This window comes from Acinetobacter kanungonis (genome assembly GCF_009939195.1).
GTDB lineage: Bacteria > Pseudomonadota > Gammaproteobacteria > Pseudomonadales > Moraxellaceae > Acinetobacter > Acinetobacter kanungonis.
The window spans coordinates 128,002-153,078 of record NZ_JAACKC010000010.1 but is presented as its reverse complement, the minus strand read 5'-3'; the positions used below and the strand labels follow the sequence as shown (position 1 = coordinate 153,078).

The following is a 25,077-nucleotide window of genomic DNA, read 5'->3' as shown; positions in this document are numbered from 1 at the left end:
TAAAATCAATTATTTGCTGCTTTCACTTAATTCTTGTGCCAACTCTTGGCTACGCTTTTTCGCAGCAGCTAAAGCAGACTGAATGTTCTGTGAAATTTGTGCACGATCAAAGACTTCTAAAGCAGCCTGTGTCGTACCATTTGGTGAGGTTACATTTTTACGTAACTCTGATGGTGAACTTGCACTGGTAATCGCCATTTGTGCAGCACCCAAAGCCGTTTGCAAGGTTAAAGCCGTTGCAACTTTTTCATCTAAACCTAAGTTTTTGCCTGCACGAATCATACTTTCCATCATATAGAAAAAGTAAGCAGGGCCCGAACCAGAAACAGCCGTCACAGCATCAATTTGTGCTTCGGAATTTACCCAAATGGTCAAACCAGTTGCCGCCAAAACTTGGCTCGCCAACTCACGGTCTTTCGCATCGACAACATCTGTCGCATATAAACCATGTGCACCGGTCTGTACCAAAGCTGGTGTATTCGGCATCACACGGACAATACGTTCTGTACCCGATAAACTTGCCATGGTCGCAATTTCCGCACCGGCAACAATTGAAATTACCAGTTTACCATCGAGTAAACCATGCAATTGCTTCAATACACTTGCAAGTACCTGAGGTTTAACCGCTAAAACGACAATATCTGCTTTCTCAATCGCAGCAATATTATCATCTGTCACATGCACATCTTTTTCTTGTAAAAGTTGACGTACATTTTCAAAAGGATCAGCAACTGTAATACGCGTAGTCGGCATGCCTCGTGCAATTAATCCACCAATTAAGGCTTGCGCCATATTGCCGCCACCAATAAAAGTAATATTACAATTTAAAACTGCACTCATGATTTACGCTCGTTATTGAGTATTCTATTGCCCTGAAACTAATTTCGGTTGCCATCCATCCTTAACAAGATATTCAGACTCAGCCAACCAAAAACCTTTGGGTGTAAAAACCCCTAGCATAACATTATCTATGCTTAATATTTGAATTGTATGACGCAACCACGGAAAAATTTGTGCCTGTTGCAACGCTTTTTTTAAGGGCCAACTTCCGACGCGTCCATGCAGATGGATTTTCTCGCCCCCCATCCGTGCCGACAATGTCAATTTTTGATCCAAAAGTGTCTGAGACAATCCCTGATTTTGGACCTCAATACAATAGTTTCCTGAAGCCAAAGCAAAGCTTTGATTAAGCATAAAAGAGAGATGTTGCTGTGCTGGAACAGGATTCTGCTGTTCCGCCAGATAGATCTCTGCCTTTAAACGGAAAATCTGCTGTTGATAACGGACAAAATAAAAACCATGCCAATGCAAAGCGGCTTGTGCATCTTGCTTGGCCTCAATCACCTCTGTGATGAGGCGCTGTACCATGGCAAAATTGGGACGATAAGTTGCCTCACCTTGCATCCAAGAGGAAAGTAATTGACGTTGTCTGGCAATGGACAATGTTTTTAGTGATTCAATCTGAAGAAAAAATTGATTGCCACATTTTTCCAAATCAGTTGCTAAGACCTCAGCCAAAATTTCATCCGCATCTTGCATTAAAGTACTGGTACGGGTCAGTGCTTGCTGCATTTTAGGGAAGCGTTGTTGCAAAACGGGCCATAGAATTTGACGACACCAAGCACGATCATAATCTGGATCGGCATTGGTCGGATCTTCAATATTTTGCACATCCAACTGCGCAGCCCATTGGCAAATCTGCTCACGCGACAATTCTAACATGGGTCGCCAAAGTGTCATTTGTGAACGTACATCAACCGTAGACATGGCCGATAAACCTTGTACACCCGCGCCAGAAAGCAGTCTTAACATTAAGGTTTCAGCCTGATCTTGCTGATGATGTGCTAAAACCAGCACCTCATGATGTTGCAAATGTTCTGTAAAGGCTTGATATCGGGCATTACGTGCTTGGTTTTCTAGATTTCCTTCCGCTACGCGAACAGGCACTACGCTACAGGGCACCTGCAATTGCTGACAGGTGTTCAGGACAAAGTCGCCCCACGCCGAACTCATACTTTGTAGCTGATGATCGACATAAATCGCACGGACTTTTTGCGGGAATAAAAACGACATAAGATGCAGCAACAGCATGGAATCCACGCCACCGCTACATCCTATGAGATAAGAACGCTGTTCTGTAAAGGTCTGTGCCTGTGTTAAGACGTGAGACCTAAATTGTCGCTGCCAAACTTCATTAAACGTTGGTAACGTGCTTCGCATCGCTCTTGGGCATCCATGGGTTGTAACTCATCCAATGCTTGTTTGAGTACGACCTTTAAGTTTTCCATGACCTGTTCAGGGTTTAAATGTGCACCTTGACCTTCGTCAACCACGTATTCAACAATACCAATCTGTTGTAAACGGTCTGCAGTCAATGCCAATGCTTCACTGGCTTGTTCTGCTTTCTCAGCTGTTTTCCACAGAATCGAAGCACAGCCTTCAGGTGAAATTACTGAATAAATACTGTGTGACAGCATGATCACACGGTCAGCAACACCAATACCTAAAGCACCGCCTGAACCCCCTTCACCCAACACTGTTGCAATAACAGGGACTTTCAAATTTGAAAGTTGTGCAAGGCTGGTGGCAATCGCTTCTGCTTGACCACGCTCTTCCGCACCAACACCTGGGTAAGCGCCCATAGTATCAATAAAAGTAAAAACAGGTAAATTAAAACGCTCAGCCAAATCTAGCAAACGTTGTGATTTACGATAGCCTTCAGGGTTACACATCCCGAAGTTATGCTTTAATTTTTCGCGAGTGCTACGACCACGGTGTTGACCCACAACCATGACAGGTTTGCCGTCAAAACGCGCTAAGCCACCGACCATCGCACCATCATCACCAAACAAACGATCCCCATGTAAAGCATCGAATTCAGTGAAGATTTCACCAACATAGTCCAAAAATTGCGGACGGTCTGGATGACGTGCAATTTGGACTGTTGTCCATGCTTTAGATTGAGCAGCTTTATTTTTCATAGGTCGACCATTATCCCTAAATTAACCAAACAGTGTTAATCGATAAATTGTTCCGACTGAATATTCAATTCAATATCCCAGTGCTTGAATTGCACTTGTTCGTCGTGCAAGTCTGCTACAAGCAAAGGCCATTGTTTGGCATCACCAGAAACGCAGAGTTGCCATTGTTGCGCATTGCCAATGGTTAATTCAATGGCAGGAAGCATCGCATCGCTACGACTATGATTCAGTAAAACTGCTAATCGAAGCAATAGACATAAGTGCACAAGTTTGCTACCACCCACCTTCATCACGTCAATTTTGGCATCACTGCGCAACTTACGACGATGATGTGCGACCAAATGTGAAATGAGGTTTTGGTCAATTTGTGAGAAGCCCGCAATGTCGGAATGCTGTAACAAATAAGCCCCATGACGATGATATCCACCGTGACTAATGGCCAAACCAATTTCATGCAAATAGGCAGCTCGACGCAGTAAGTCACTGTCATCACTCGTTAAATTCAATGAAGAAGCTACACCATCAAATAAATGCTGTGCCGTTTTGACCACACGTTCGGCTTGTTTTGGATCTGCACCATAGCGTCCCATTAAGGCTTGCACACTACGGTCACGGATATCTTCATGTTGGAAACGACCCAATAAGTCGTACATCACGCCTTCACGTAAAGCACCATCTGAGTACACCAGCACTTCGATGTCTAATAATTCAAAAACTGCGGATAAAATTGCAACGCCAGCTGGCAAAACTGCTCGACGGTCTTCTTTCAAGCCGTCAAAATCCATTTCTGAAATATGTTTGAATTTGAGTAACTTTTCTTTGAGTTTTTCCAGCCCTTCACGGGTCAGATTTTCCTGCTCATTGCTCCAGCCCATATTAACCGCAATTTGACGACAAGCTTTAATGGTACCACTCGAACCAACTACAGTATCCCAACCTGCTTCTTTATAAGTATTGGCAATAGCAGAAAGTTCTTTACGTGCGGCAACCACCGCTTTATCAAAACTTTTTTGGTTGATTTCACCATCTGGGAAATAACACTTGGTAAACGCCACACAACCCATTTGCAAAGATTCAGTATGAATGGGTTCAAATTCCTCACCGATAATCAGTTCGGTTGAACCACCACCAATATCAATGACCAAGCGACGACCACTGTTCGCCATGGTGTGCGAAACACCCAAATAAATCAGACGCGCTTCTTCACGCCCTGCAATAATTTCAATCGGTTTTGGTAGTATTTCTGCGGCTTTCTGAATAAATTCATGTCCATTTTTGGCTTGACGTAAAGCATTGGTCGCAACAATTCTTAAACGGTTTGGCTGTACTGAGCTCAAACGTCCGACAAAACGTGCTAAACAGGCCAAGCCACGTTGTTGCGCCGCTTCCGTTAAATTTTTATTTTCATCCAGTCCAGCTGCCAACTGAACTTTCTCTGACATTGATGCGACTTTTTTAACTTCACCATGGTCTACACGTGCAATCGCAAGGTGAAAGCTGTTCGATCCCATATCGATGGCAGCAAGTAATTCTTCATCAATCAAAAAATCAGACATTCTTCAAATAAACCTGTACAGAATTGAGCCTAGAGTAATGCACATGCATGCAATTTAAAAGCCATTTATCTCTTTTAAATATTGAGCTTTTTATTTTTAAGCATATATGACAATTGTGTTACACGATCAGCATCATCGTGAGCATCAATTAGACAAATTTGATCGAAAGGCTGAAAATTTGCATCTAACACTACATTGTTAAAGATGGCTATGTAATACTTAGAGCCATTAGCTATCTTTTAATAAAATTTTTGGAGCATATTCCATGTCAGGCAATATCATCAACACGACTGATGCAAACTTTGAAGCAGATGTTTTAAATTCAGATACTCCCGTTTTAGTTGATTTCTGGGCAGGCTGGTGTGCACCATGTAAGGCGATTGCACCTGTATTGGAAGTGCTTGCAAACGAATACGAAGGCAAAGTGAAGATTGTTAAAGTTGACGTGACTTCATGTGAAGCAACAGCAGTAAACTACAACATTCGCAACATTCCTGCATTACTTATGTTCAAAAATGGTGAAGTTGTTGCACAACAAGTTGGCGCTGCACCAAAGTCTAAATTGACTGCATTTATTGAAGACCACATCTAATTTGCACATTGCAATTAGACCAAATGCGCTATGTCCTATAGCGCATTTTTTTCGTCTATAAATTGACAAAGTCAAGAATCTCTCTTATATTGCATGCTCAAGAAAGAAAGGATTTCAAGTCCGTCATTTTCTTACAAGACACAACACATAAGATCGCCGCTCGGCAACAGAAATTGTTACATACTTTTTCTCTTCGCAACAATTTACCAGACCTCCGCGTTGTTATTGTATTAACACGATGCCGTCATTTTATTGCTGTATGCGACCGAATGTTGCTCTCCTTCCAACCTGTTTCTAGAATTTTTGATTCTATCTGACCACCTATGAATTTAACCGAACTCAAGAAAAAACCAATTGGCGAACTCATCAAAATTGCAGAGTTTATGGGCCTTGAAGGAATGGCTCGTAACCGTAAGCAAGATATTATCTTTGCCATCTTAAAGCGTCATGCGATGAATGGTGAAGAGATCTTTGGTGATGGCGTTCTCGAAATTCTGTCAGATGGTTTTGGTTTCTTACGCTCTGCTGCAGGTTCATATCTTGCAGGTCCCGACGACATTTATGTAAGTCCTTCACAAATTCGTCGTTTTAACTTGCGTACAGGTGACACCATCACAGGAACGATTCGCCCACCTAAAGAAGGTGAACGTTATTTTGCCCTACTCAAAGTTAATCAAATTAACTACGATACGCCTGAAAACTCGCGTAACAAGATTTTATTCGAAAACTTAACCCCATTATTCCCAACTGAACAATTGGTGATGGAATTAGGGAATGGTACTACTGAAGATTTAACTGCTCGCGTCGTCGATTTGGTTGCCCCAATTGGTAAAGGACAACGTTCTATTATCGTTGCACCTCCAAAAGCGGGTAAAACCATGTTGTTACAAAACATCGCCCAGTCGATTGTTCGTAACAACCCTGAGGTTTTCCTGATTGTACTTCTGATTGATGAACGTCCTGAAGAAGTGACCGAAATGGAACGTACTGTTCGTGGTGAAGTGGTTGCCTCTACGTTTGATGAATCTCCAGCGCGTCACGTACAAGTGGCTGAAATGGTGATTGAAAAAGCCAAACGCTTGGTTGAGCACAAAAAAGACGTGGTGATTCTGCTTGACTCGATTACCCGTTTGGCTCGTGCTTACAACACGGTAGTCCCTTCATCAGGTAAGGTATTAACTGGTGGTGTCGATGCCCATGCGCTTGAACGTCCAAAACGCTTCTTTGGTGCTGCCCGTAACATTGAAGAAGGTGGCTCACTGACCATTATCTCAACTGCCCTCATTGAAACAGGCAGTAAAATGGATGAAGTCATTTACGAAGAATTCAAAGGTACAGGTAACCAAGAAATTACACTAGATCGTCGTATTGCAGAGAAACGCGTGTTCCCTGCTATGAACATCAAAAAGTCTGGCACTCGTCGTGAAGAGCGCTTAATGTCTGAAGACAATCTACGTAAAGTTTGGATTCTACGTAAACTCCTTCACACCCAAGATGAATTGGCGGCAATGGAGTTCTTACTTGATCGTATGAAAGAAACCAAAACCAATGATGAATTCTTCGATCAAATGAAGCGTAAAGCAAGTAATTAATTTGCATAAAAAATTTAAAAAAAGTCGCCCATGTTGGCGACTTTTTTATTGGGTTGACTTTCTTAACATAAAAACACAAATCGATCTTTTCTATGTTATCTAATTTTTATTTTTTTGATGCCTAAATATTAGGATTTTAAAACCTGTTTATTTTTATAAACTTATAAGGTGGTTATCCAATATAAAGTTTCATTTTAATTGTTATTTTCTGTTAAAAAAATACAAATATTTGCTCATTTTTTGGTTTTTTTTCATGCAAGGCAGTAGCAATTCAAAATAGGCAGTGATAGCATATTCGCAGACCAGTTAAGCTGCTCCTGCATTGTTACTGCCTAACAAATTTAGGAAGAATAAAAGCACATAACAGCTGACCTTGGTTTTTTTTAATCTCATATTTTAGAGAGTGATGCCATGTTATTCAAAAAAATCGCTATTGCTGCTGCAGTTGCTACTACTTTAGCTTTCGTTGGCTGTGCTAAAAAAGAAGAAGCTCCTGCTGCTGAAGCTGCTGCTTCTGAAACTGTTGTTGCTGAAGAAGCTTCTGCTGCAGTAGACGCTGCTGCTGTTGAAGCTGCTTCTGCTGCTGACGTTGCTGCTTCTGCTGCTGACGTTGCTGTAGATGCTGCTGCTTCTGCTGCTGAAGCTGCTGCTTCTGCTGCTCACTAATCTTTACGATTACGTAGCACAAAAAAAGAGAGCATTTGCTCTCTTTTTTTACGTCTAAATTTTAGTAAAACACAAAAAATTAATGAATTAAAAAAGCAGATCAATCGATCTGCTCTTTCCCAACGCGCTGTCTAAATTTCTGACCCGCACGAAATGTCACAACACGACGGGCAGAAATCGGAATTTCTTCACCCGTTTTAGGGTTCCGACCTGGTCGTTGACGCTTATCACGCAACTCAAAGTTCCCGAAACCCGAAAGTTTAACCTGTTCCCCTGAAATGAGCGCTTGGCTAATTTCATCGAAGAATAATTCGACCATTTGTTTTGCTTCACGACGGTTTAAACTCGTGAGCTCACTTAAATGATCAGCCATTTCTGCTTTAGTTAATGCTGTCATGAAGCCCTCAATGTCGCCTGATAAGTGTTCTGCAACACTTCTATAATTGTATCCATACCCGATTTAATTTCAGCATCCTCTAAGGTACGTGACGGATGTTGCCACAACAAAGCAAATGCCAATGAGCGTTTACCTGCCTCAACCCCTTGTCCTGTGTACACATCGAAGAGCCAATTCGAGTTTAACAGCTCCCCACCCGTTTTAGTGATAAGTTGCTGAATTTCACCAATATTAATCTTATCACTAATTAAAAGCGCAATATCACGTCTAACCGATGGAAAACGTGATAATTCTGTAAAATTAGATACATAAGTTTGCAAAACTGCTTTTTGATCAAGTTCTGCAACCCAAGTCACTCCCAAATCCAGCTCAGCCTCTAAAGTCGGGTGTAAACGCCCTAAATAACCAATTGACTGCCCAGCAACCATAATTTCAGCGGACTGACCTGGATGCAACCATGCGCGCTCTGAACGTACGTATTCCACTTGAACACGACCTGCTGCCAAAACTTCTTCCACTTCACCTTTGAAATCAAAGAAATCCATCGCTTGTGGTTTGCCATGCCAAGACTCGGCTTGTTTTGCACCCACTGCAATCATGGCTAAAGTTGGAATCTGTTTGAGATCATGAATGTTACTTGCATCCTGATAATCAAAACGTAAACCCAACTCAAAGAAACGCACACGACTTTGTTGGCGATTGATATTGTATTGTACGCAAGGAATCAAGCTCGAAAGCAAGGTCGAACGCATCACTGCCAAATCACTCGAAATCGGATTTGCCAAGGCCAATGGATTCACGGCTGGATTAAGTTGCTTTTCAAGTTTCAAATCGGAAAAACTAAAACTAATTGCTTCTTGATACCCCAAAGTCACCAAGGTCTGACGCAATTGCGCTACTTCAAATTGATCTTGATACTTCGCAAGTTGTGCATCAATCACTGGCAGACTGATTTGAATATTGTCATAACCATGGATACGTGCAACTTCTTCAATTAAATCTTGATAAATTGCCATATCATAACGATGCGATGGCGGAACAACAGACCACTGCCCCTCCGCCTTCACCGTCACTACACAACCTAAACGTGTTAATGCATCCGCAATAAATTCGCCTTCTACACGGTATCCCAATAATTGATCAACTTGTGCCTGCTTCAATTCAATCGCTTCGCGTTTTGGCAATACTTCGGCTTGCTCAGCAACCGTAATCGGACCAAATTCACCGCCAGCCAGTTCAGCAATTAATTGTGATGCACGGTGCATTGCCATCATTGGCAATTCAAAATCCACACCACGTTCATAACGCTGTGAAGCATCGGTATGTAGACCAAAGCTGCGTGCACGACCTGCAATATGTAATGGCGCGAAGAAAGCTGATTCTAAGAAAATTTCAGTGGTTTCATCCGTTACAGAAGAAGATAAACCACCCATGATGCCAGCAATGGCCAGTGCTTTTTCATCATCAGCAATCACCATCACTTTTTCATTCAGTTCAACTTCTTGCTCATTTAAAAGCACCAGTTTTTCAGCCGCTGTTGCTTGACGCACATGTACCGCACCCTGAACTTTACCACCATCAAAAGCATGTAAAGGCTGACCCAGTTCCATCAGCACATAGTTGGTAATATCCACCAAAATACTATGTTGACGGATACCCGAACGAGCAAGCGCACGTTCCATCCATTCTGGCGTCGGTGCTTTGGTATTGACGTTTTTGATCACACGTCCTAAATAACGCGGGCAACCTTCAGTGCTGACAATGACTTTTTTCTCATCAGCAATTGTCGCAACCACTTCCTCAATCTCTGGCGCAGTCGCAGTCATTTGATTAATGACTGCAATTTCACGTGCAATCCCGCGGATACTGAAACAATCACCACGGTTTGGGGTGATGCTGATGTCAATCACATGGTCATCAAGGTCTAAATATTCACGAATATTAACACCGACAGGTGCGTCTACTGGTAGCTCTAAAAGACCATCGATTTTATCTTCAAGATCAATTTCTGAAGCACCACAGAGCATGCCTTGTGATTCAATACCACGCAGTTTACCCTTCTTAATTTTAAAATCGCCTGGTAGTACAGCACCGATGGTCGCAACAGGCGCTTTCATGCCGACGCGGACATTCGGTGCACCACAAACGATTTGTAATGGATCACCTGAGCCAATATTTACCGTCGTAACACGTAAACGGTCTGCATCTGGATGTTGTTCTACAGTAAGTACTTCACCAACAACCACACCTGTAAATGGCTTTGCTGCAGAAGATAAATCATCCACTTCTAGACCCAGCATGGTCAGTTGGTCAGATAAAGTTTCGCTATTAATGGCTGGGTTGACCCATGTGCGCAACCAATTTTCGCTAATTTTCATAAATTCAATGTCCTTAATCTCCCCTAACCCTCTTTTAAAAGAGGGAAAACACACCACCGTTTTAGGTAGACTAGTCCCCCTTTATAAAGGGGGATTTAGGGGGATTTCAATAAATCTCAAATAACTGTTTAAACTATTAAGCAAATTGGCGTAAGAAACGCACATCATTTTGGTAGAACATACGCAAGTCATTGATGCCATAACGTAACATTGCAAAACGCTCTACCCCTAGCCCAAAAGCAAAGCCTTTGTATTTTTCAGGATCGATCCCCGCAGCCTGCAAGACATTTGGATGCACCATACCACAACCCAAAACCTCTAACCATTTGCCACGTTCATCCATAATATCCACTTCTGCACTTGGCTCTGTGAATGGAAAGTACGATGGACGGAAACGGACTTTTAAATCTTTCTCAAAGAATTCATTCAGCAAATTCACCAACAAACCTTTCAGCTCTGCAAAGCTGGTATTTTCAGCAACATATAGGCCTTCAATTTGGTGGAACATTGGAGAATGGGTTTGATCTGAGTCACAACGATATACACGACCTGGACACACAATACGGATTGGTGGTTGTGAGGTTTCCATGGTACGAATTTGCACGCCTGAAGTATGTGTACGCAACAAATGATTTGCATCAAAATAGAAGGTATCGTGCATGGCACGCGCAGGGTGATGCCCAGGAATATTCAAGGCTTCAAAGTTGTGATAGTCATCTTCGACTTCTGGGCCAGTTGCGACCGTAAATCCTGCTTTAGTAAAGAATTGACAAATGCGTTCCTGCACTTGTGTAACTGGGTGAATGCTTCCAATCGTTTGACCACGCCCTGGTAGGGTAATGTCGATAGTTTCACTCGCAAGTTGCTGTTCTAATGCCGCTTTTTGTAATTGCGCTTGACGCTCAGTCAATGCAGCATTAATGGCTTCACGCACAGCATGAATTGCAGCGCCCTGAACTTTACGCTCCTCAGGGTCCATTTTACCTAGCGCTTTCGATTGTTCTGCAAGCTGGCTCTTTTTCCCTGTAAATTGCACACGAACCAGATCGAGTGCAGCAAGGTCTTGAGCTGCTGCAATGGCAGCAAGCGCTTCGGTGGTCAGGGCTTCCAGTGACATAGTAACTCTCAAAGCAACAATTTAATAATAAGATAAAACCCGATATTCTATCAGTTTTTAACAAGATTGATGAGTTTCCAATTAAGGAAAATTTGATTAACATCCGAAATTAGAAAAAGGATAAGATAAACCCACTTGTAAAGAGATCATTATCTATGCCCCTAGATCAAATTTGGAAACAACAGCTCACTTTAGTGACTTATGGCAATGAGTTTCTCACCAAAGAGCTGAGTTTTAATCGTTGGAAACAACATCCGATTTTTGATCAGCAGCAATTTGCATTTCGAGATCTACTCTCACAACACTTATTGGCACAACATTTTCAAGTTTGGCTCGAAGGACTGAAAAAGCAAGGGACAAAACGCCTGAGTTTACACAGCTCAAGCCTGCTCAATGATGAACAAAACCCGAATGCCAATGTAGAGCTGCTCCCTTTCGCCCACTTCATGGTCAGTCATGAAGCCAATAAAAAAACTGCTTGGATTTTTGGTAAGGAGTTGGCGGAGTGGTATAACGCAGATAATGATTTTGAAGCACCTGCTTCACAACAAAATCCTCTTCGTCATGAAACCTTTTGGCGCTTTGAACTCAGCGCTAAACTTGCCAAGCGCATTGAAGCGGACTTGCAACGTCCAAATTGGGATGACATTCAAAGCTATACCCAAGCCGAACTCTTTAACAGCCCGCTTGCTCAAGGTTTTGTCGAGCCAACACAGTCAAACCTGCCCTATTATGGCTATGTATCTAGGAACGTCACTGAAAATAGCAGTGGCTTAGATTCACAAAAATTAGCGTTATTACCTACAGATTATCCAGCCGATTTTGCACATAAATCATTGTATCGACTTGAAGCTCTAGAAAAATATCTACAAGACAAACTCCAACACCCTCAACATGAAGATGGCGCGCTACTCAGTGCTGATGAGCAACTCAACCTACGTCACTTTTCGCAAAAACTCGAGGATCTTCAAGCTAAATTTATTGTTAAAGTTGCCAATCATTATCAAACCGCACAGCTCACTCAAGTTGCCGTGAATAACCCCTTAGAAGCTGCTCCAGTTGCAACAGCAACATCAGCACCATCAGCACCACATCCACATCACAAGATTGGTTCTTCTGCGGTTTTCAAACTGATCCTGATTACTGTGGTGATTTGTATTGTGGCTTACTATTTCGGTTTATAAAGACCCCGAAAGCCACATAATGTGGCTTTCTTTCATTCATCATGAATCAATAGATCAATCCCTTGGCTTGAAATTTCTCATTCTAGCGTTTAGTGAAAGTATTGTGTGGTCATATTCCATCAGGAGGTGATCAACAAATTAAAGGGTCGTATCTCAATGCGTACTTTATGCTCATCCGCATGCTGATTGATATAATGCTGTACCGCAACCACCTCTCCTTCTAACTGCGCATCCGGTCCATACATAATTTTGACCAACTCACCAATTCTTGGAATCATTTCTAGTTTTACGGTAATCCGTGCCTGATTCATACCAACAATCTCTGCAAGCATCGCCCCATTCCTTTTTATGATGACTTCACTCCATTAGGCATCCAAGCCAATCTAATTTAAAGCTTAATTATGTAATTCAAAGCATATGCCATCGGAATATTCAGAAATTAGAGACAAAAAAAAGACCGCATAAAGCGGTCTTTTTCAATCATCCGAAGACGATTAAGCAGCTAATGCGCCTTTAGCTTTTTCAGCTAAAGCAGCAAATGCAACTGCGTCATGCATAGCGATGTCAGCAAGTACGCGACGGTCGATGATTACTTGAGCTTTTTTCAAGCCATCGATCATGCGGCTGTAAGACAAACCGTTTAGACGAGCACCAGCATTGATACGCGCAATCCATAGAGCACGGAATTGACGTTTCTTCTGACGACGGTCACGGTAAGCGTATTGACCAGCTTTGATTACTGCTTGGAACGCTACGCGATAAACGCGTGAACGAGCACCGTAGTAACCTTTAGCACGAGCAAGAATTTTTTTATGACGGCGATGAGCCTGTACACCACGTTTTACACGAGCCATTTATAAATCTCCTTAGATGTATGGGCACATACGGCGAACTGAAGCAACGTCACTTACGTGAACCATTACACAGCCGCGTAACTGACGAATACGCTTAGCAGATTTTTTGGTCAAAATGTGGCGTTTGAACGCTTGTTTACGCTTGAAACCGTTTGCAGTCGCTTTGAAACGTTTAGCTGCACCACGGCGAGTTTTTAACTTAGCCATAACAACCTCTTTAAACACCTGTTCGGCACGTCTGCACCATTGCAAAAACGACCTGCAGGTAAGGAAGGCGCTATTCTAAATCATCTTTGTACAAAACAAAAGCAAAAACCGTATTATTTAGGCAATAAATCCACGCATAACTTTAAAGGTATTTTTAATATAAAAATCATAATAATTCAGCATCACAAGGATCAATAACCGCTACAATAATCACATGACGATAAAATACCAAGATTATGAAGCCAACCCCTGATGCTTTCGCGGCATTAAGATATCGCGATTTTTCAATTGTGACCTTAAATCAGTTCTGCATCACTCTCGCCATTCTGATTCAAGAAATTATTGTGGCCTATTCCCTATATAAAATCACCAAAGATCCGCTGACTTTAGGCTTTATCGGGCTTGCCGAAGCTCTCCCCTTTATTGCCTTGTCACTCTGGGGTGGTTACTTCGCCGATCGCTTTAATAAACAAAGCATCATGAAAATTTGCTTATTTTTTGCAGTCCCACTTCCACTGGTTTTATGGGGCTTATTTCACGCCTTTGGCTTAGGACACATCGGTGTCACAACGCTGTCTTGGGGCATTTATGCCGTAATTTTTGGTTTAGGCACCATTCGTGGTTTTTACAATCCATCGGCAACATCCTTAAAACCTTTTTTAATACCTCGTGAACTGTATGCCAATGGTGCCACATGGACCACCATTGGTTGGCAAAGTGGCGTCATTTTAGGTCCGATGCTAGGTGGCTTCATGTTGGCCTATTTGGGACGTGAAACCAGTTTACTCAGCGTTGCCGTATTACTCAGCATTTGTTTTCTGCTGATTAATTTATTGCAAAAGCGCAGCTTTCCCAGCATTGAAACCGAAAATTTATGGGAAAGCTTGGGGGATGGTTTTCGTTTTATCTGGAAAACCAAAATTGTATTATGGGCCATTTCACTCGATCTGGTATCCGTACTCTTTGGCGGTGTCATTGCCTTATTGCCTATTTTTGCAGAAGACATTCTTAAAATAGGTCCTGAAGGTTTAGGCTATTTACGTGCAGCACCGTCCATTGGGGCACTCATCACCATGATTGCACTCACTAGATTCCCTCCGACCCATCATGCTTGGCGCAACATGTTGCTTGCTGTGGCTGGCTTTGGTCTTTTCACCCTAGTTTTTGCCTTTTCCAACCATTTCTGGCTGTCCTTATTTGCTTTAGCCATGACTGGTGCCTGTGACAGTATTTCAGTTGTGGTGCGCCAAACCATTTTGCAAATTTACCCACCCGAAAATATGCGCGGACGTGTGGCTGCGGTCAATGGCATGTTCGTATCGTCAAGCAATGAACTTGGCGCATTCGAATCTGGTCTAGCCGCCAGATATATGGGCACGATTATGGCGACTGTATTGGGTGGATGTATGACCCTGCTGGCGGTCGGGCTCAGTTGGTCAAAAACATCTGATCTATTTGGGGTTGATATCACTCAAGGAAAAGATCAATAAAACATGAATTTAGACTTGCCAGTATTTCCAAATCAGGAAATACTGAGCAACAATTCAGCCACCATTATGCATGAGCATTCTTGAACGAATGTCCTAATTGACCTTATGAAACAACTGCTTTGTTTTTCCTTGATTCTGATCTTCCCATTTGTACATAGCTATAGCGCAGAAAAAGCCAGTACCTCACAATTGGCAGTCCAAAAAAGTACGGCTTTACCTGCCCATTTAACCACCCGTATTCAATGGACGACTTTTCCTCAACCTCAATACAACAAGGAGGATTTAAAGGGACAGAATCGCGCAGCCATCTTGCGTATTTATGCAGATGAGACTGGAAAAATTACACAAGCCAGTGTTCAGGAAAGTACAGGCTTAAAAAACCTAGATGAAGTTTTGATTCAAGCGGTACGTAAGGCGCGTGTACAACCTTATACAGTGGAAGATACCACGCTACCAATTATTGGCTATCAAACCTTTAGTTTAAATTTGGAACAAGAACAGGCTGAATGCAACTACGGCTTTAATTCTAAAAACTGGCTGACACAACAACAGCAACAAAAAGTGAAGTTCTCTTACACGAAACAACCACACCTTGAACTGAGCCGTGATGATTTGAATCAACATGATCGTAAGATCAAGTTTAGCTTTAAAGTCGATAAACACGGTGATGTAAAAAAAGTCAAAATCAACCAAGGTTCTGGTCTTTATGCACTCGACCAAAATATCATCCAAGCCGTAAGGAACAGCCAAGTTGCAGTGAAACGTAGCGCCTCTACCTTATGGCTTTATAAAAAATCTAGCTTTAAAGACGAAATTCAGTTCAAGCTAAACCAATGTTCTTAAGGAATTCAGGGAGGAACTCTTCCTCCCTCTTTATGATTGCGATAGATTTCTGGTTATGATTCACAACCTCATCAAGCCAAACTTCAAATACTAGAACCAACCAATAAAAATACAATACAGCACCACATAGCGCCCAGTTTTCGCCAGTATCACCATCAACAAAAAACGAATGAAGTTTTCTTTTAACAATCCTGCAATTAACGTAATCGGATCTCCGATAATCGGCACCCAGCTTAACAGCAGTGACCAAAAACCATATTTTTGATATATAACTTGTGCTTGCAGCATTTTTTGTTCAGAAACGGGAAACCACTTCTTGTGCTTATAATGCTCAATCTTGAAGCCCAAATACCAGTTTACACAAGAACCCAGAACATTTCCCAAACTCGCCACAGCAATCAGCACAACAGCAGAATGACTGCCCTCTGCCAGTAAACCCAACAACACTGCCTCAGACTGTAAGGGCAATAAAGTCGCAGCGCCAAAAGCCGAAAGAAATAAAAGCCCTAAAGCCCACATGAGGTTATGAAGACAAGCCTAACTTTTTCTTGGTCGAACGATATTCATAAGCTGACCAAATAAATGTGAAGATCAATAACACACTGCGCGCCAGCGTGTATTTATCTGAAATTGGCTCAATGGCTGCACGTAAGATGGTTTGATTCTTGGTATTCAGTAATTCCACAATTTTTTGAACATGCACGGCTTCTGCAACGAATAACATACAACAGCCTGCTATTCCCACAATAATACTGATATAAATTTTAGGATTCGCTTCAATGATGCGGGTTAAATTCAAAAAAAATGCTTTCATCACAACCTACTGACTTCCAAATCTGGAAATCACAAAAAATGCTGGGTAAGTGGCAGATATTAACATAATGAAGGTATCCGCCTGAGAGCAAAAATCTTCCTTTCATGTCTCAGATACAAAAGAGACATAAGCCATCATCTAGGTGAATAAATGCCAAGGAAAAATAGAGACTTCCTAAAACCTTTAAAGCCCATCAAAAGTGCAAAACCTGCTTTCTAGAAAAATTATGCTCAAGATGTGATGAGTGCTGTGTAACTTTATGAATACTTGATATAAAGCTTCTGTTTTGCTTAAAAGGCTCAACGTCTGAAAATATACTTTCTTGTGGAGGTTTATAGTGCACCCCCTCCACACTTGATGTTACACCTGAATCGCCAATGCTCTTTGCACAGCAGGACGCGCAGTTAATCGCTCATAATATTCTTGCACATTCGGATAATCTTCCAATTGAATCTGCTGCCATTCATGACGCGCAATCCACGGCAAGATTGCCATATCTGCAATTGAATACTCACCCGCAACATATTGCTGACCGATCAACTGTTTATCCAAAACCCCGTACAGACGCTTTGTTTCATTGACATAACGTGCAGCAGCATAAGGAATATGCTCTGGTGCAAAACGACTAAAATGATGATTTTGCCCCAACATCGGTCCAAACCCACCTTTTTGCCACATTAACCACTGCTCAACTTCAACTCGCGCTTGCTCATCCGTCGGATAATATAAGCCTGTTTTACGTCCCAAGTATTGTAAAATTGCACCCGACTCAAACACCGAAATTGATTCTCCATTCGGCCCATCCTGATCCACAATGGCAGGAATTTTATTATTCGGAGAAATTCTCAAGAAATCAGGCTGAAACTGATCATTTTCCAAAATATTGATGGGAAAAATTTGATACTCCAAGCCCATTTCTTCTAATGCGATGGTAATTTTATGCCCATTGGGTGTACCCCAATAATATAAATCAATCATTTTTACCCTATCTTTTTACTTAGCTTGGTTGAATGAAGCTGTAGTTATAGCATGCTTTTTCTTACTACAGCAGTCTCAAATGATGAATTTCACCTTTAACGATATCCATAAAATCCAGATTTAATGAGCTTAAATTCTCTTTCTTTTCTGCAAAAAAAAGCACTGCCAATGCAGTGCTTTTTTTCAAACGGAGCATTACTTTTTCTTTTTCGGTCCAAGTAACATACCCATTTGACGGCCTTCCATTTTTGGTGCTTGCTCTACAATACCAACTTCAGCCACGTCAGCTTCAACTTTTTGCAATTGAGCCAAACCTAACTGCTGGTGAGCCATTTCACGACCACGGAAGCGTAATGTGATTTTTACCTTGTTGCCTTCTTCAAGGAACTTGATAATTGCACGTAATTTTACGTTGTAATCACCAACATCCGTTGCAGGGCGGAGTTTGATTTCTTTAACCTGCACTTGATGTTGTTTTTTCTTCGCTTCTTTCTGCTTTTGCTTCAGATCAAACAAATGCTTATTGAAGTCCATGATTTTACAAACAGGTGGTTCAGCGTTTGCCACAATCTCTACAAGATCAAGGTCAACACTTTCAGCAGCGCGCAATGCATCTGCCAAGCTCACAATACCTTTTTGCTCACCATTTTCGTCGACAAGACGAACTTCTTTCGCACGAATTTCATCATTCAAAGCAGGACGGTTTGATTTGTTACCGCCCTGTTGATTACGGTCAGGCTGTTTAATCGCTGTTACTCCACAATGTACCGGCCGCGTTCGGCAACGGCTGCTTTTACTAAGTCAACGAAAGCGTCGATTGACATAGTACCCAAATTTTTTCCAGAGCGGGTACGCACGTTCACTGTACCTTCCTCTACTTCACGGTCGCCAAGAACCAGTAAGTATGGAATACGCTCTAATGTACGTTCACGAATCTTAAAGCCGATTTTCTCATTTCTCAAGTCGGAAATCGCGCGAATACCGCTTTCTTTAAGTTTAGCAACGACAGACTCACAAGCTTCAGCCTGAGAATCGGTAATATTCATCACACATGCTTGTACTGGCGCTAACCATGGTGGCATAAAGCCCGCATAGTGTTCAATAAGTATACCAATAAAACGCTCAAAACTGCCAAGAATTGCACGGTGCAACATCACAGGTTGATCACGATCATTGTCTTCTGTGACATATGATGCATCTAAACGTTCTGGTAAGTTAAAGTCACACTGAATTGTACCACATTGCCATACACGGCCTAAGCAGTCTTTTAGCGAGAATTCGATTTTCGGACCATAGAATGCGCCTTCACCTGGTTGCAGCTCCCAAGCCAGACCCGCAGCATCCAAAGCATCAGCCAGTGATTTCTCAGCCATATCCCAAAGCGCATCATCACCGACACGTTTTTCTGGACGAGTCGACAATTTCATTTGCACTTCTTCAAAGCCAAAGTCTTTATAAACATCTAAAGTCAGTTTAATAAAGTCTGCAACTTCAGCACCGATTTGTTCTTTGGTACAGAAAATATGCGCATCATCTTGAGTAAATCCACGTACACGCATAATGCCGTGCAATGAACCAGATGGCTCGTTACGGTGACATGAACCAAACTCCGCTAAACGGATTGGCAAATCACGGTAAGATTTCAAGCCTTGGTTGAACACTTGCACGTGACATGGGCAGTTCATTGGTTTAACTGCATAGTTACGACTTTCAGAATGGGTCGTAAACATATTGTCCGCATAGTTTGCTGCATGACCCGATTTTTCCCACAACGTAAAATCTACGATTTGTGGTGTTTTAATCTCGAGGTAACCATTGTCCTGCTGAACTTTACGCATATATTGTTCAAGGACTTGGTAAATGGTCCAACCGTTTGGATGCCAGAACACCATACCCGGCGCTTCTTCTTGCATATGGAACAGGTCTAAAGCTTTACCAATTTTACGGTGGTCACGCTTTTCAGCTTCTTCAATGCGTTTGATATAAGCCGCTAGCTGTTTTTTGTCTGCCCACGCTGTACCATAAATACGTTGTAGCTGTTCGTTTTTCGCATCACCACGCCAATAAGCGCCTGACATTTTAGTAAGCTTGAATGCTTTTAAAAATTTAGTATTTGGTACGTGTGGACCACGACACATGTCCAAATAATCTTGATGGTAGTACAGGCCCATTTGGGTTTCTTCAGGCATGTCTGCAATCAAGCGCAATTTATAATCTTCACCACGCGCTGTGAATTCTGCAATCACCTCATCACGTGGCGTCATTTTTTTAATGACGTCGTAATCTTGATCGATGAGCTTTTTCATACGCTCTTCGATCGCTGCCATGTCTTCTGGCGTAAATGGCTTTGCACTGAAAATATCGTAATAGAAGCCATCTTCAATGACTGGACCAATCACCATCTTTGCTTCTGGGAAAAGCTGCTTAACTGCATGACCCACCAGGTGCGCACAAGAGTGACGGATGATTTCTACACCTTCATCATCTTTAGGCGTAATAATTTGCAGCGTTGCATCTTCGGTAATTAAATCCGATGCATCCACTAAGCGGTCATTCACACGACCTGCAACTGTATTTTTTGCAAGACCAGGACCAATGCTTAACGCAACGTCCATCACAGATACGGCTTGATCAAACTGTTTTTGATCGCCATTTGGCAAAGTGATAATTGGCATAAAAAAATCCTTAAGGAGTGATGCCCCGTACCATGGAGCATGTCACCGCGAGATTATGATCGAGGCAGAACCTCAAAAGATAAAAACGGTGTATAAAAAACTGCTAAGAATTTTACACGTGTTCAGGGTTGGATAAAACCTTTTCCCTCTATAAATCTCATCCCAATCAGAAAATTGTCATTTTTTATGCATTTGAAGCCTTTAGAATGATTTTTAATAGTCATCTCATAAATCTCTATTTTTATCCGCAGTAGTTCTCTCTATTGACAATAAAGATTAAAAAATAAACACACATTCTACTTTTTCATATATGATTGAATTTAATCACATTTATGAATTTAGATTCATTAAATGATGATTATTCATTATTTTTACATAAAATTCATAACCTTATAAATAAACCCTCACTCGACTAAAGCATAAATGCATGTCGATTCTGAAAGGCTTATCTTTAAATCATCGATGATAATAAATATACATGGAGTTATTACATGGTCGCTGCCTATGATGAACTACCGCGCACCCCTGCAAACTTTGTTGCGCTTTCACCACTTCGCTACTTAGAACGCGCGGCGTATATTTATCCGCATCAAGATGCGATTGTTCATGGCAAGCGACACATCAGCTGGCGCGAAACCTACAACCGTTGCCGCCAGTTTGCACATCAGTTGCAAAAACTGGGCATTGGTAAAAACGACACGGTTTCCGTGCTGTTACCCAATATTCCTGCCATGATTGAAGCACATTTTGCGGTACCGATGATTGGTGCGGTACTCAATACCCTGAATACGCGCTTAGATGCCAAGACTATTGCCTTCATGTTGGAGCATGCCGAAACCAAAGTCCTCCTGGTCGATCCTGAATTTGCAGCACTCGCCAAAGAAGCTTTGAGTTTGGTTTCTCATTCCATTTATGTGATTGATGTCGATGATGAGGAATACGAACAGTGTTTTTCGACCCCGATTGGGCAAATTGAATATGAAGACTGGCTTGCTGAGGGTGATGCAGAGTTTGAATGGCATTTACCCAATGATGAGTGGGATGCGATTAGCCTGAATTACACCTCAGGTACCACGGGTAATCCTAAAGGCGTGGTTTATCATCATCGCGGTGCATACATTAATGCCGCCAGTAACATTATCGCTTGCGGTATGACACCTCGTGCGACTTACCTATGGACCCTGCCTCTATTCCATTGCAACGGTTGGTGTTTTGCGTGGACCATGGCGGCCAATGGTGGTACCAATATCTGCTTGCGTAAGGTTGATCCAGAACTGATCTTTAAACTGATTGCTGAACATCAGGTCGATTATTTCTGTGGTGCTCCAATTGTGTTATCGATGATGATTAACACACCTGAACAGAAGCAAATTAAATTTGAACATCGTGTTGAAGTGATGGTGGCTGGTGCCGCACCTCCTGCTGCTATTATTGAAGGTATGCGCAATATTGGCATCAATGTCACCCATGTTTACGGACTGACCGAAACTTATGGTCCGTCTGCTCTCTGTGCATCGCAAGCGGGCTGGAGTGAACTCAGCATTCAAGAACAAGCTCAACTACATTCGCGTCAAGGTGTGCCTTATCCACTACAAGACGGCATGAAAGTGCTTGACCCAGAAACGCTAGAACCTGTACCCAAAGATGGCACCACCATGGGTGAAATCATGTTCCGCGGCAACATTGTCATGAAAGGTTATCTGAAAAATCCTGATGCTACGGCAGAAGCCTTTAAAGGCGGATGGTTCCATACTGGTGATTTAGCCGTTTGCCAACCTGATGGTTATGCCAAAATTACTGACCGCTCCAAAGATGTGATTATTTCAGGGGGCGAAAACATCTCCTCCTTAGAAGTTGAAGAAGTGCTGTATCGACATCCAGCCATTCTGACGGCTGCTGTGGTTGCCAAACCAGATCCACGCTGGCAAGAAGTCCCTTGTGCCTTCATTGAACTGAAAGAAGGAAAATCTGTGACCCCTGAAGAAATCATCAGCTTCTGCCAAGAACATCTCGCACGCTTTAAAGTGCCAAAAGATATTGTGATTACTGAGATCCCAAAGACCTCGACAGGCAAACTACAGAAATTTGTGCTGCGAGACTGGGCAAAAGAACGTGCTGTTGGTGAGTTTAGTTAAAGTTGTGTACGGGTTTTATAGTCTGAATATACGATCTCAATACCAATAAAAAAAAGCACTTCAAATGAAGTGCTTTTTTTTATTCAACCCGATCAGTTATCAGAAAGCAACGCAACCTGCTGAACATAGTTAAATAGTTTGAGTTTAGACTCAGCCAGTTCAGCCTCACTCATCTCTTTGGCCATATCGCGGTGAATACGCAAAGTATGCTGACGGATGGTATGACGTTCTGCAGCGTTATACACTTTGCAGAATTCATTAATGATCGGATCACCATCTTTAATGATACGATCGACCCAGCGCTGCAACTGCGCTGTTTTCTTCGCACCCTGCTGTGGCGTTAAATACGACAAGATCACAGTTTCATCTTCATTACGCAACAACTTGCCTACACGTTGAAATTGGCGACGACGTGCTTCATGCGAGGTAATGGTTTGCGCATCCAAGATGGCGTCAATCAAACGCTCATCCACAGGAAGTTGCTGAATTTGTTTTGGACTCAGTTGCGCCAACTGTTCACCTAAAGCAGCCATACGCTGGACTGCTTTCTTTTGTTCGGTTTTACTTGCACGTCCTTCTAAAGTTTCGAAGTCTTCGTCAGTAAAACGGTTCGGTCGACGTGCCACGGTTAATCTGCCTCGTAAAATTTTGCTGCAAATAGTGCTTGAACTTCAGACAGTGCTTTTTCTTCATCTGCCCCATCAATCACTAAACGTAAAGTGGTGCCTTTACCTGCGCCAAGCATCAGTAAAGACATAATGTTTTTCGCATCGACCAATTTATCACCTTTTCCAATTTGAATAGATGACTTGAATTTGGTGGTTACTTCAATGAGTTTGCCAGATGCACGCGCATGTAACCCTAGTTTATTAATTACGTCAACAGTTGTGTCAATCATGACCAGTGCTTCATTTCTCGATGTAGGACCTGAATAGACCAATTTTCCTCAAGGGCTTTTTTCAGTCTATCCACAATATAAACAGAACGATGCTGTCCACCTGTACAGCCAATTGAGATCGTCATGTAGTGACGATGCCCCTCTGCAAATGCAGGCAACCACTTGTCCAAAAAATGATAAATGTCTTTAAACATTTCATTGGTCTGTGGGCTTTGTTCTAAAAAATTTTGTACGGGTATATCTAAGCCAGAATATTTCCGCAACTCTAAATCCCAATGCGGATTGGGTAAATGACGCACATCAAAGACATAGTCGGCATCTAAAGGAATGCCGTGCTTATAACCAAATGACTGCAAAATCACAATTAAGTTATCGGACTGTCCAAGTTTAGACAATAAAGTATGCTTCAAATCATGCACACTTTTATCCGTTGTATCAATATGTACTGTGGAACGCAATTGTATCGGAAGTAATAAGGTTTTTTCTTCCTGTATACATTCATTCAAACTTTTAAAACGATTGGATAACGGATGCGGACGTCTTGAAGCACTAAAACGTGCAATCAACTCCTGATCACGTGTGGTCAAATAGATAATATCGACCGTCCCATGCCTTAACAACAACTCAAAAACATGATCGAACTCTTGTAAGTCGGCACGGGTACTGCGGACATCAACCCCAAGTGCAAGCTGCTCTAGATTATTTTCATGATCCAGCTTCTCGACAATCTCGGGCAACAATGCCAAAGGCAAATTGTCAATGCAGTAATAACCTAAATCTTCCAGTACCTGCAATGCAGATGACTTACCTGAACCAGATTGTCCTGTCACAATCAAAATGCGCTTCATGGCAAAGCTATTCCTTGATGTTTTATGCTGCAGTATGCTTAACCTGCAAATTATCGATGAGTCGGGTTGTGCCCAATTTTGCCGCTACAAACAATACAAGATCCTGATCAAACAGATCAATTGCTTGCAAGTTTGGTGTACGTGCTTCCACATAGTCCACAACAAGACCTGCTGCTGTCAATGCGGTTTTAATATTCTCTAACACTTCTGATAAATCAGTGCCTTGCTGTAACTCTGCTTCTGCCTTTTTCAAACTTTGGAAAATCACAGGTGCCGTTTTACGATGCTCTTCGCTCAAATAGCCATTACGTGAACTTAAAGCCAAGCCATCTTCCGCACGGGCAATGGGCACACCAATCACTTCCAGCGGAATGTTCAAGTCACGTACCAACTGGCGAATCACCGCCAACTGCTGAAAATCTTTTTGTCCAAAGAAAGCATAATTGGGCTGCACAATATTGAACAGTTTGGTGACCACCACCGCCACGCCATCAAAATGACCTGGACGTTGTTTACCACACAAATCATCAGTGATATTTGAAACACTGATATTGGTTAAACGTGGCTGTTTACCGTACATTTGCTCCACTGATGGTGCAAAAATAATATCACAACCGACATCTGCCAAAAGCTGACTGTCTTGATCCAAAGTACGTGGATAATTATCAAAGTCTTCATTCGGTCCAAATTGAATTGGATTAACAAAGATACTCACCACCACCACATCACAAAGTTTTCGTGCTTCGCGCACAAGGTTCAAATGCCCTTGGTGCAAATTCCCCATAGTCGGCACAAAACCGATAATTTTTCGCGCAGTACGAGCTGGTTGTAATGATGCAGCTAAGCCTTGTATTGTTGTTTCAGTCTTCATG

The 25,077-nt window shown here is 42.2% G+C and carries 26 protein-coding genes; 7 read left to right on the top strand and 19 right to left on the bottom strand.

The features are described 5' to 3' along the window. Nucleotides 1–9: 9 nt before the first annotated feature. Genes proC through ppx form a run of 4 tightly spaced genes read right to left on the bottom strand, consistent with a single transcriptional unit; the run spans nt 10 to nt 4,537 of the window. A complete protein-coding gene (gene proC / locus GWK51_RS15720; RefSeq protein WP_100242098.1) occupies nt 10–840 on the bottom strand; it encodes a pyrroline-5-carboxylate reductase in 831 nt (276 codons plus the stop codon). Between the two features lie 24 nt (nt 841–864). Further along, nucleotides 865–2,220 (bottom strand): tRNA lysidine(34) synthetase TilS, encoded by a 1,356-nt coding sequence (gene tilS / locus GWK51_RS15715; RefSeq protein WP_161934417.1) that lies wholly within the window; start codon nt 2,218–2,220, stop codon nt 865–867. Next, nucleotides 2,157–2,981: an acetyl-CoA carboxylase carboxyltransferase subunit alpha gene (locus tag GWK51_RS15710; RefSeq protein WP_100242096.1), complete on the bottom strand. Its 825-nt coding sequence runs from the start codon at nt 2,979–2,981 to the stop codon at nt 2,157–2,159. The genes tilS and GWK51_RS15710 overlap by 64 nt, the downstream gene beginning before the upstream one ends. A 35-nt stretch (nt 2,982–3,016) precedes the next feature. Continuing rightward, on the bottom strand, nt 3,017–4,537 hold the full coding sequence (gene ppx / locus GWK51_RS15705; RefSeq protein WP_161934416.1) for an exopolyphosphatase: 1,521 nt from the start codon (nt 4,535–4,537) through the stop codon (nt 3,017–3,019). A gap of 265 nt (nt 4,538–4,802) precedes the next feature. Here ppx and trxA point away from each other — a divergent pair, with 265 nt between their 5' ends. The 3 genes from trxA to GWK51_RS15690 all read left to right on the top strand — a co-directional run bounded on the left by trxA (nt 4,803) and on the right by GWK51_RS15690 (nt 7,387). Next, on the top strand, nt 4,803–5,129 hold the full coding sequence (gene trxA, locus GWK51_RS15700) for a thioredoxin (protein WP_016166116.1): 327 nt from the start codon (nt 4,803–4,805) through the stop codon (nt 5,127–5,129). A gap of 323 nt (nt 5,130–5,452) precedes the next feature. Next, nucleotides 5,453–6,721, top strand: coding sequence for a transcription termination factor Rho (rho, locus tag GWK51_RS15695; protein WP_100242094.1), 1,269 nt, complete (start codon nt 5,453–5,455; stop codon nt 6,719–6,721). Nucleotides 6,722–7,132: 411 nt separating this feature from the next. Further along, the gene (locus tag GWK51_RS15690; protein WP_161934415.1) at nt 7,133–7,387 is read left to right on the top strand and encodes a hypothetical protein; all 255 of its coding nucleotides are present in this window, start codon (nt 7,133–7,135) and stop codon (nt 7,385–7,387) included. Nucleotides 7,388–7,487: 100 nt separating this feature from the next. On the opposite strand, the gene GWK51_RS15685 is transcribed toward GWK51_RS15690, so the two are convergent. The 3 genes from GWK51_RS15685 to pheS all read right to left on the bottom strand — a co-directional run bounded on the left by GWK51_RS15685 (nt 7,488) and on the right by pheS (nt 11,279). After that, entirely contained in the window at nt 7,488–7,784 is a 297-nt protein-coding gene (locus GWK51_RS15685; protein WP_016166119.1) for an integration host factor subunit alpha, read from the bottom strand. Then, entirely contained in the window at nt 7,781–10,162 is a 2,382-nt protein-coding gene (pheT, locus tag GWK51_RS15680) for a phenylalanine--tRNA ligase subunit beta (protein WP_161934414.1), read from the bottom strand. Before pheT ends, GWK51_RS15685 begins: the two co-directional genes overlap by 4 nt. A gap of 136 nt (nt 10,163–10,298) precedes the next feature. Further along, a complete protein-coding gene (pheS, locus tag GWK51_RS15675; RefSeq protein ID WP_100242091.1) occupies nt 10,299–11,279 on the bottom strand; it encodes a phenylalanine--tRNA ligase subunit alpha in 981 nt (326 codons plus the stop codon). Nucleotides 11,280–11,434: 155 nt separating this feature from the next. Between pheS and GWK51_RS15670 the strand changes: the two genes are divergently transcribed. After that, nucleotides 11,435–12,463, top strand: a complete 1,029-nt coding sequence (locus GWK51_RS15670) for a hypothetical protein (RefSeq protein WP_161934413.1) — start codon at nt 11,435–11,437, stop codon at nt 12,461–12,463. A 119-nt stretch (nt 12,464–12,582) separates the two neighbouring features. Here GWK51_RS15670 and GWK51_RS15665 read toward each other — a convergent pair whose 3' ends face one another. The 3 genes from GWK51_RS15665 to rpmI all read right to left on the bottom strand — a co-directional run bounded on the left by GWK51_RS15665 (nt 12,583) and on the right by rpmI (nt 13,524). Continuing rightward, entirely contained in the window at nt 12,583–12,795 is a 213-nt protein-coding gene (locus tag GWK51_RS15665; RefSeq protein ID WP_161934412.1) for a hypothetical protein, read from the bottom strand. 162 nt (nt 12,796–12,957) lie between these two features. Continuing rightward, nucleotides 12,958–13,317 (bottom strand): 50S ribosomal protein L20, encoded by a 360-nt coding sequence (gene rplT, locus GWK51_RS15660; RefSeq protein ID WP_004675688.1) that lies wholly within the window; start codon nt 13,315–13,317, stop codon nt 12,958–12,960. A 12-nt stretch (nt 13,318–13,329) separates the two neighbouring features. Next, nucleotides 13,330–13,524, bottom strand: a complete 195-nt coding sequence (gene rpmI / locus GWK51_RS15655) for a 50S ribosomal protein L35 (RefSeq protein ID WP_001096359.1) — start codon at nt 13,522–13,524, stop codon at nt 13,330–13,332. Nucleotides 13,525–13,760: 236 nt separating this feature from the next. On the opposite strand from rpmI, the gene GWK51_RS15650 reads away from it, so the two are divergent. After that, a complete protein-coding gene (locus GWK51_RS15650; protein ID WP_161934411.1) occupies nt 13,761–15,014 on the top strand; it encodes an MFS transporter in 1,254 nt (417 codons plus the stop codon). A gap of 105 nt (nt 15,015–15,119) precedes the next feature. Next, complete coding sequence (locus GWK51_RS15645) at nt 15,120–15,857, top strand: TonB family protein (protein ID WP_161934410.1); 738 nt, start codon at nt 15,120–15,122, stop codon at nt 15,855–15,857. A gap of 90 nt (nt 15,858–15,947) precedes the next feature. Here the strand turns inward: GWK51_RS15645 and GWK51_RS15640 are convergent, their stop codons facing one another. From GWK51_RS15640 to thrS, 5 genes are all read right to left on the bottom strand, one after another. Continuing rightward, nucleotides 15,948–16,376, bottom strand: coding sequence for a YqaA family protein (locus tag GWK51_RS15640; RefSeq protein WP_161934409.1), 429 nt, complete (start codon nt 16,374–16,376; stop codon nt 15,948–15,950). A 4-nt stretch (nt 16,377–16,380) separates the two neighbouring features. Continuing rightward, nucleotides 16,381–16,674, bottom strand: a complete 294-nt coding sequence (locus GWK51_RS15635; protein WP_142767856.1) for a hypothetical protein — start codon at nt 16,672–16,674, stop codon at nt 16,381–16,383. 357 nt (nt 16,675–17,031) lie between these two features. After that, nucleotides 17,032–17,649 (bottom strand): glutathione S-transferase N-terminal domain-containing protein, encoded by a 618-nt coding sequence (locus GWK51_RS15630; RefSeq protein ID WP_161934408.1) that lies wholly within the window; start codon nt 17,647–17,649, stop codon nt 17,032–17,034. Nucleotides 17,650–17,844: 195 nt separating this feature from the next. Beyond that, complete coding sequence (infC, locus tag GWK51_RS15625; RefSeq protein WP_100242083.1) at nt 17,845–18,396, bottom strand: translation initiation factor IF-3; 552 nt, start codon at nt 18,394–18,396, stop codon at nt 17,845–17,847. Between the two features lie 5 nt (nt 18,397–18,401). After that, on the bottom strand, nt 18,402–20,324 hold the full coding sequence (gene thrS / locus GWK51_RS15620) for a threonine--tRNA ligase (protein WP_161934407.1): 1,923 nt from the start codon (nt 20,322–20,324) through the stop codon (nt 18,402–18,404). A 491-nt stretch (nt 20,325–20,815) separates the two neighbouring features. On the opposite strand from thrS, the gene GWK51_RS15615 reads away from it, so the two are divergent. Beyond that, nucleotides 20,816–22,459: an acyl-CoA synthetase gene (locus GWK51_RS15615; RefSeq protein ID WP_161934406.1), complete on the top strand. Its 1,644-nt coding sequence runs from the start codon at nt 20,816–20,818 to the stop codon at nt 22,457–22,459. Nucleotides 22,460–22,551: 92 nt separating this feature from the next. On the opposite strand, the gene yjgA is transcribed toward GWK51_RS15615, so the two are convergent. Genes yjgA through panC form a run of 4 tightly spaced genes read right to left on the bottom strand, consistent with a single transcriptional unit; the run spans nt 22,552 to nt 25,076 of the window. Continuing rightward, nucleotides 22,552–23,085 (bottom strand): ribosome biogenesis factor YjgA, encoded by a 534-nt coding sequence (yjgA, locus tag GWK51_RS15610; protein WP_142767852.1) that lies wholly within the window; start codon nt 23,083–23,085, stop codon nt 22,552–22,554. 2 nt (nt 23,086–23,087) lie between these two features. Further along, on the bottom strand, nt 23,088–23,357 hold the full coding sequence (locus tag GWK51_RS15605) for an HPr family phosphocarrier protein (protein ID WP_100242079.1): 270 nt from the start codon (nt 23,355–23,357) through the stop codon (nt 23,088–23,090). Next, complete coding sequence (rapZ, locus tag GWK51_RS15600) at nt 23,354–24,205, bottom strand: RNase adapter RapZ (protein ID WP_100242078.1); 852 nt, start codon at nt 24,203–24,205, stop codon at nt 23,354–23,356. Before rapZ ends, GWK51_RS15605 begins: the two co-directional genes overlap by 4 nt. Before the next feature lie 22 nt (nt 24,206–24,227). Further along, the gene (gene panC / locus GWK51_RS15595; RefSeq protein WP_161934405.1) at nt 24,228–25,076 is read right to left on the bottom strand and encodes a pantoate--beta-alanine ligase; all 849 of its coding nucleotides are present in this window, start codon (nt 25,074–25,076) and stop codon (nt 24,228–24,230) included. Nucleotide 25,077: the final 1 nt, after the last annotated feature.

Excerpts from the sequence above, each read along its gene's own strand:
- GWK51_RS15640 (WP_161934409.1), bottom strand. The coding sequence starts at position 16,376 with ATGTGGGCTTTAGGGCTTTTATTTCTTTCGGCTTTTGGCGCTGCGACT.
- GWK51_RS15670 (WP_161934413.1), top strand. The coding sequence starts at position 11,435 with ATGCCCCTAGATCAAATTTGGAAACAACAGCTCACTTTAGTGACTTAT.
- rpmI (WP_001096359.1), bottom strand. The coding sequence starts at position 13,524 with ATGGCTAAGTTAAAAACTCGCCGTGGTGCAGCTAAACGTTTCAAAGCG.
- GWK51_RS15665 (WP_161934412.1), bottom strand. The coding sequence starts at position 12,795 with ATGCTTGCAGAGATTGTTGGTATGAATCAGGCACGGATTACCGTAAAA.
- tilS (WP_161934417.1), bottom strand. The coding sequence starts at position 2,220 with ATGCGAAGCACGTTACCAACGTTTAATGAAGTTTGGCAGCGACAATTT.
- GWK51_RS15650 (WP_161934411.1), top strand. The coding sequence starts at position 13,761 with ATGAAGCCAACCCCTGATGCTTTCGCGGCATTAAGATATCGCGATTTT.
- GWK51_RS15605 (WP_100242079.1), bottom strand. The coding sequence starts at position 23,357 with ATGATTGACACAACTGTTGACGTAATTAATAAACTAGGGTTACATGCG.
- trxA (WP_016166116.1), top strand. The coding sequence starts at position 4,803 with ATGTCAGGCAATATCATCAACACGACTGATGCAAACTTTGAAGCAGAT.
- rapZ (WP_100242078.1), bottom strand. The coding sequence starts at position 24,205 with ATGAAGCGCATTTTGATTGTGACAGGACAATCTGGTTCAGGTAAGTCA.
- GWK51_RS15710 (WP_100242096.1), bottom strand. The coding sequence starts at position 2,981 with ATGAAAAATAAAGCTGCTCAATCTAAAGCATGGACAACAGTCCAAATT.
- rplT (WP_004675688.1), bottom strand. The coding sequence starts at position 13,317 with ATGGCTCGTGTAAAACGTGGTGTACAGGCTCATCGCCGTCATAAAAAA.
- pheT (WP_161934414.1), bottom strand. The coding sequence starts at position 10,162 with ATGAAAATTAGCGAAAATTGGTTGCGCACATGGGTCAACCCAGCCATT.
- GWK51_RS15645 (WP_161934410.1), top strand. The coding sequence starts at position 15,120 with ATGAAACAACTGCTTTGTTTTTCCTTGATTCTGATCTTCCCATTTGTA.
- GWK51_RS15615 (WP_161934406.1), top strand. The coding sequence starts at position 20,816 with ATGGTCGCTGCCTATGATGAACTACCGCGCACCCCTGCAAACTTTGTT.
- GWK51_RS15685 (WP_016166119.1), bottom strand. The coding sequence starts at position 7,784 with ATGACAGCATTAACTAAAGCAGAAATGGCTGATCATTTAAGTGAGCTC.
- panC (WP_161934405.1), bottom strand. The coding sequence starts at position 25,076 with ATGAAGACTGAAACAACAATACAAGGCTTAGCTGCATCATTACAACCA.
- rho (WP_100242094.1), top strand. The coding sequence starts at position 5,453 with ATGAATTTAACCGAACTCAAGAAAAAACCAATTGGCGAACTCATCAAA.
- proC (WP_100242098.1), bottom strand. The coding sequence starts at position 840 with ATGAGTGCAGTTTTAAATTGTAATATTACTTTTATTGGTGGCGGCAAT.
- GWK51_RS15690 (WP_161934415.1), top strand. The coding sequence starts at position 7,133 with ATGTTATTCAAAAAAATCGCTATTGCTGCTGCAGTTGCTACTACTTTA.
- GWK51_RS15630 (WP_161934408.1), bottom strand. The coding sequence starts at position 17,649 with ATGATTGATTTATATTATTGGGGTACACCCAATGGGCATAAAATTACC.
- pheS (WP_100242091.1), bottom strand. The coding sequence starts at position 11,279 with ATGTCACTGGAAGCCCTGACCACCGAAGCGCTTGCTGCCATTGCAGCA.
- ppx (WP_161934416.1), bottom strand. The coding sequence starts at position 4,537 with ATGTCTGATTTTTTGATTGATGAAGAATTACTTGCTGCCATCGATATG.
- thrS (WP_161934407.1), bottom strand. The coding sequence starts at position 20,324 with ATGCCAATTATCACTTTGCCAAATGGCGATCAAAAACAGTTTGATCAA.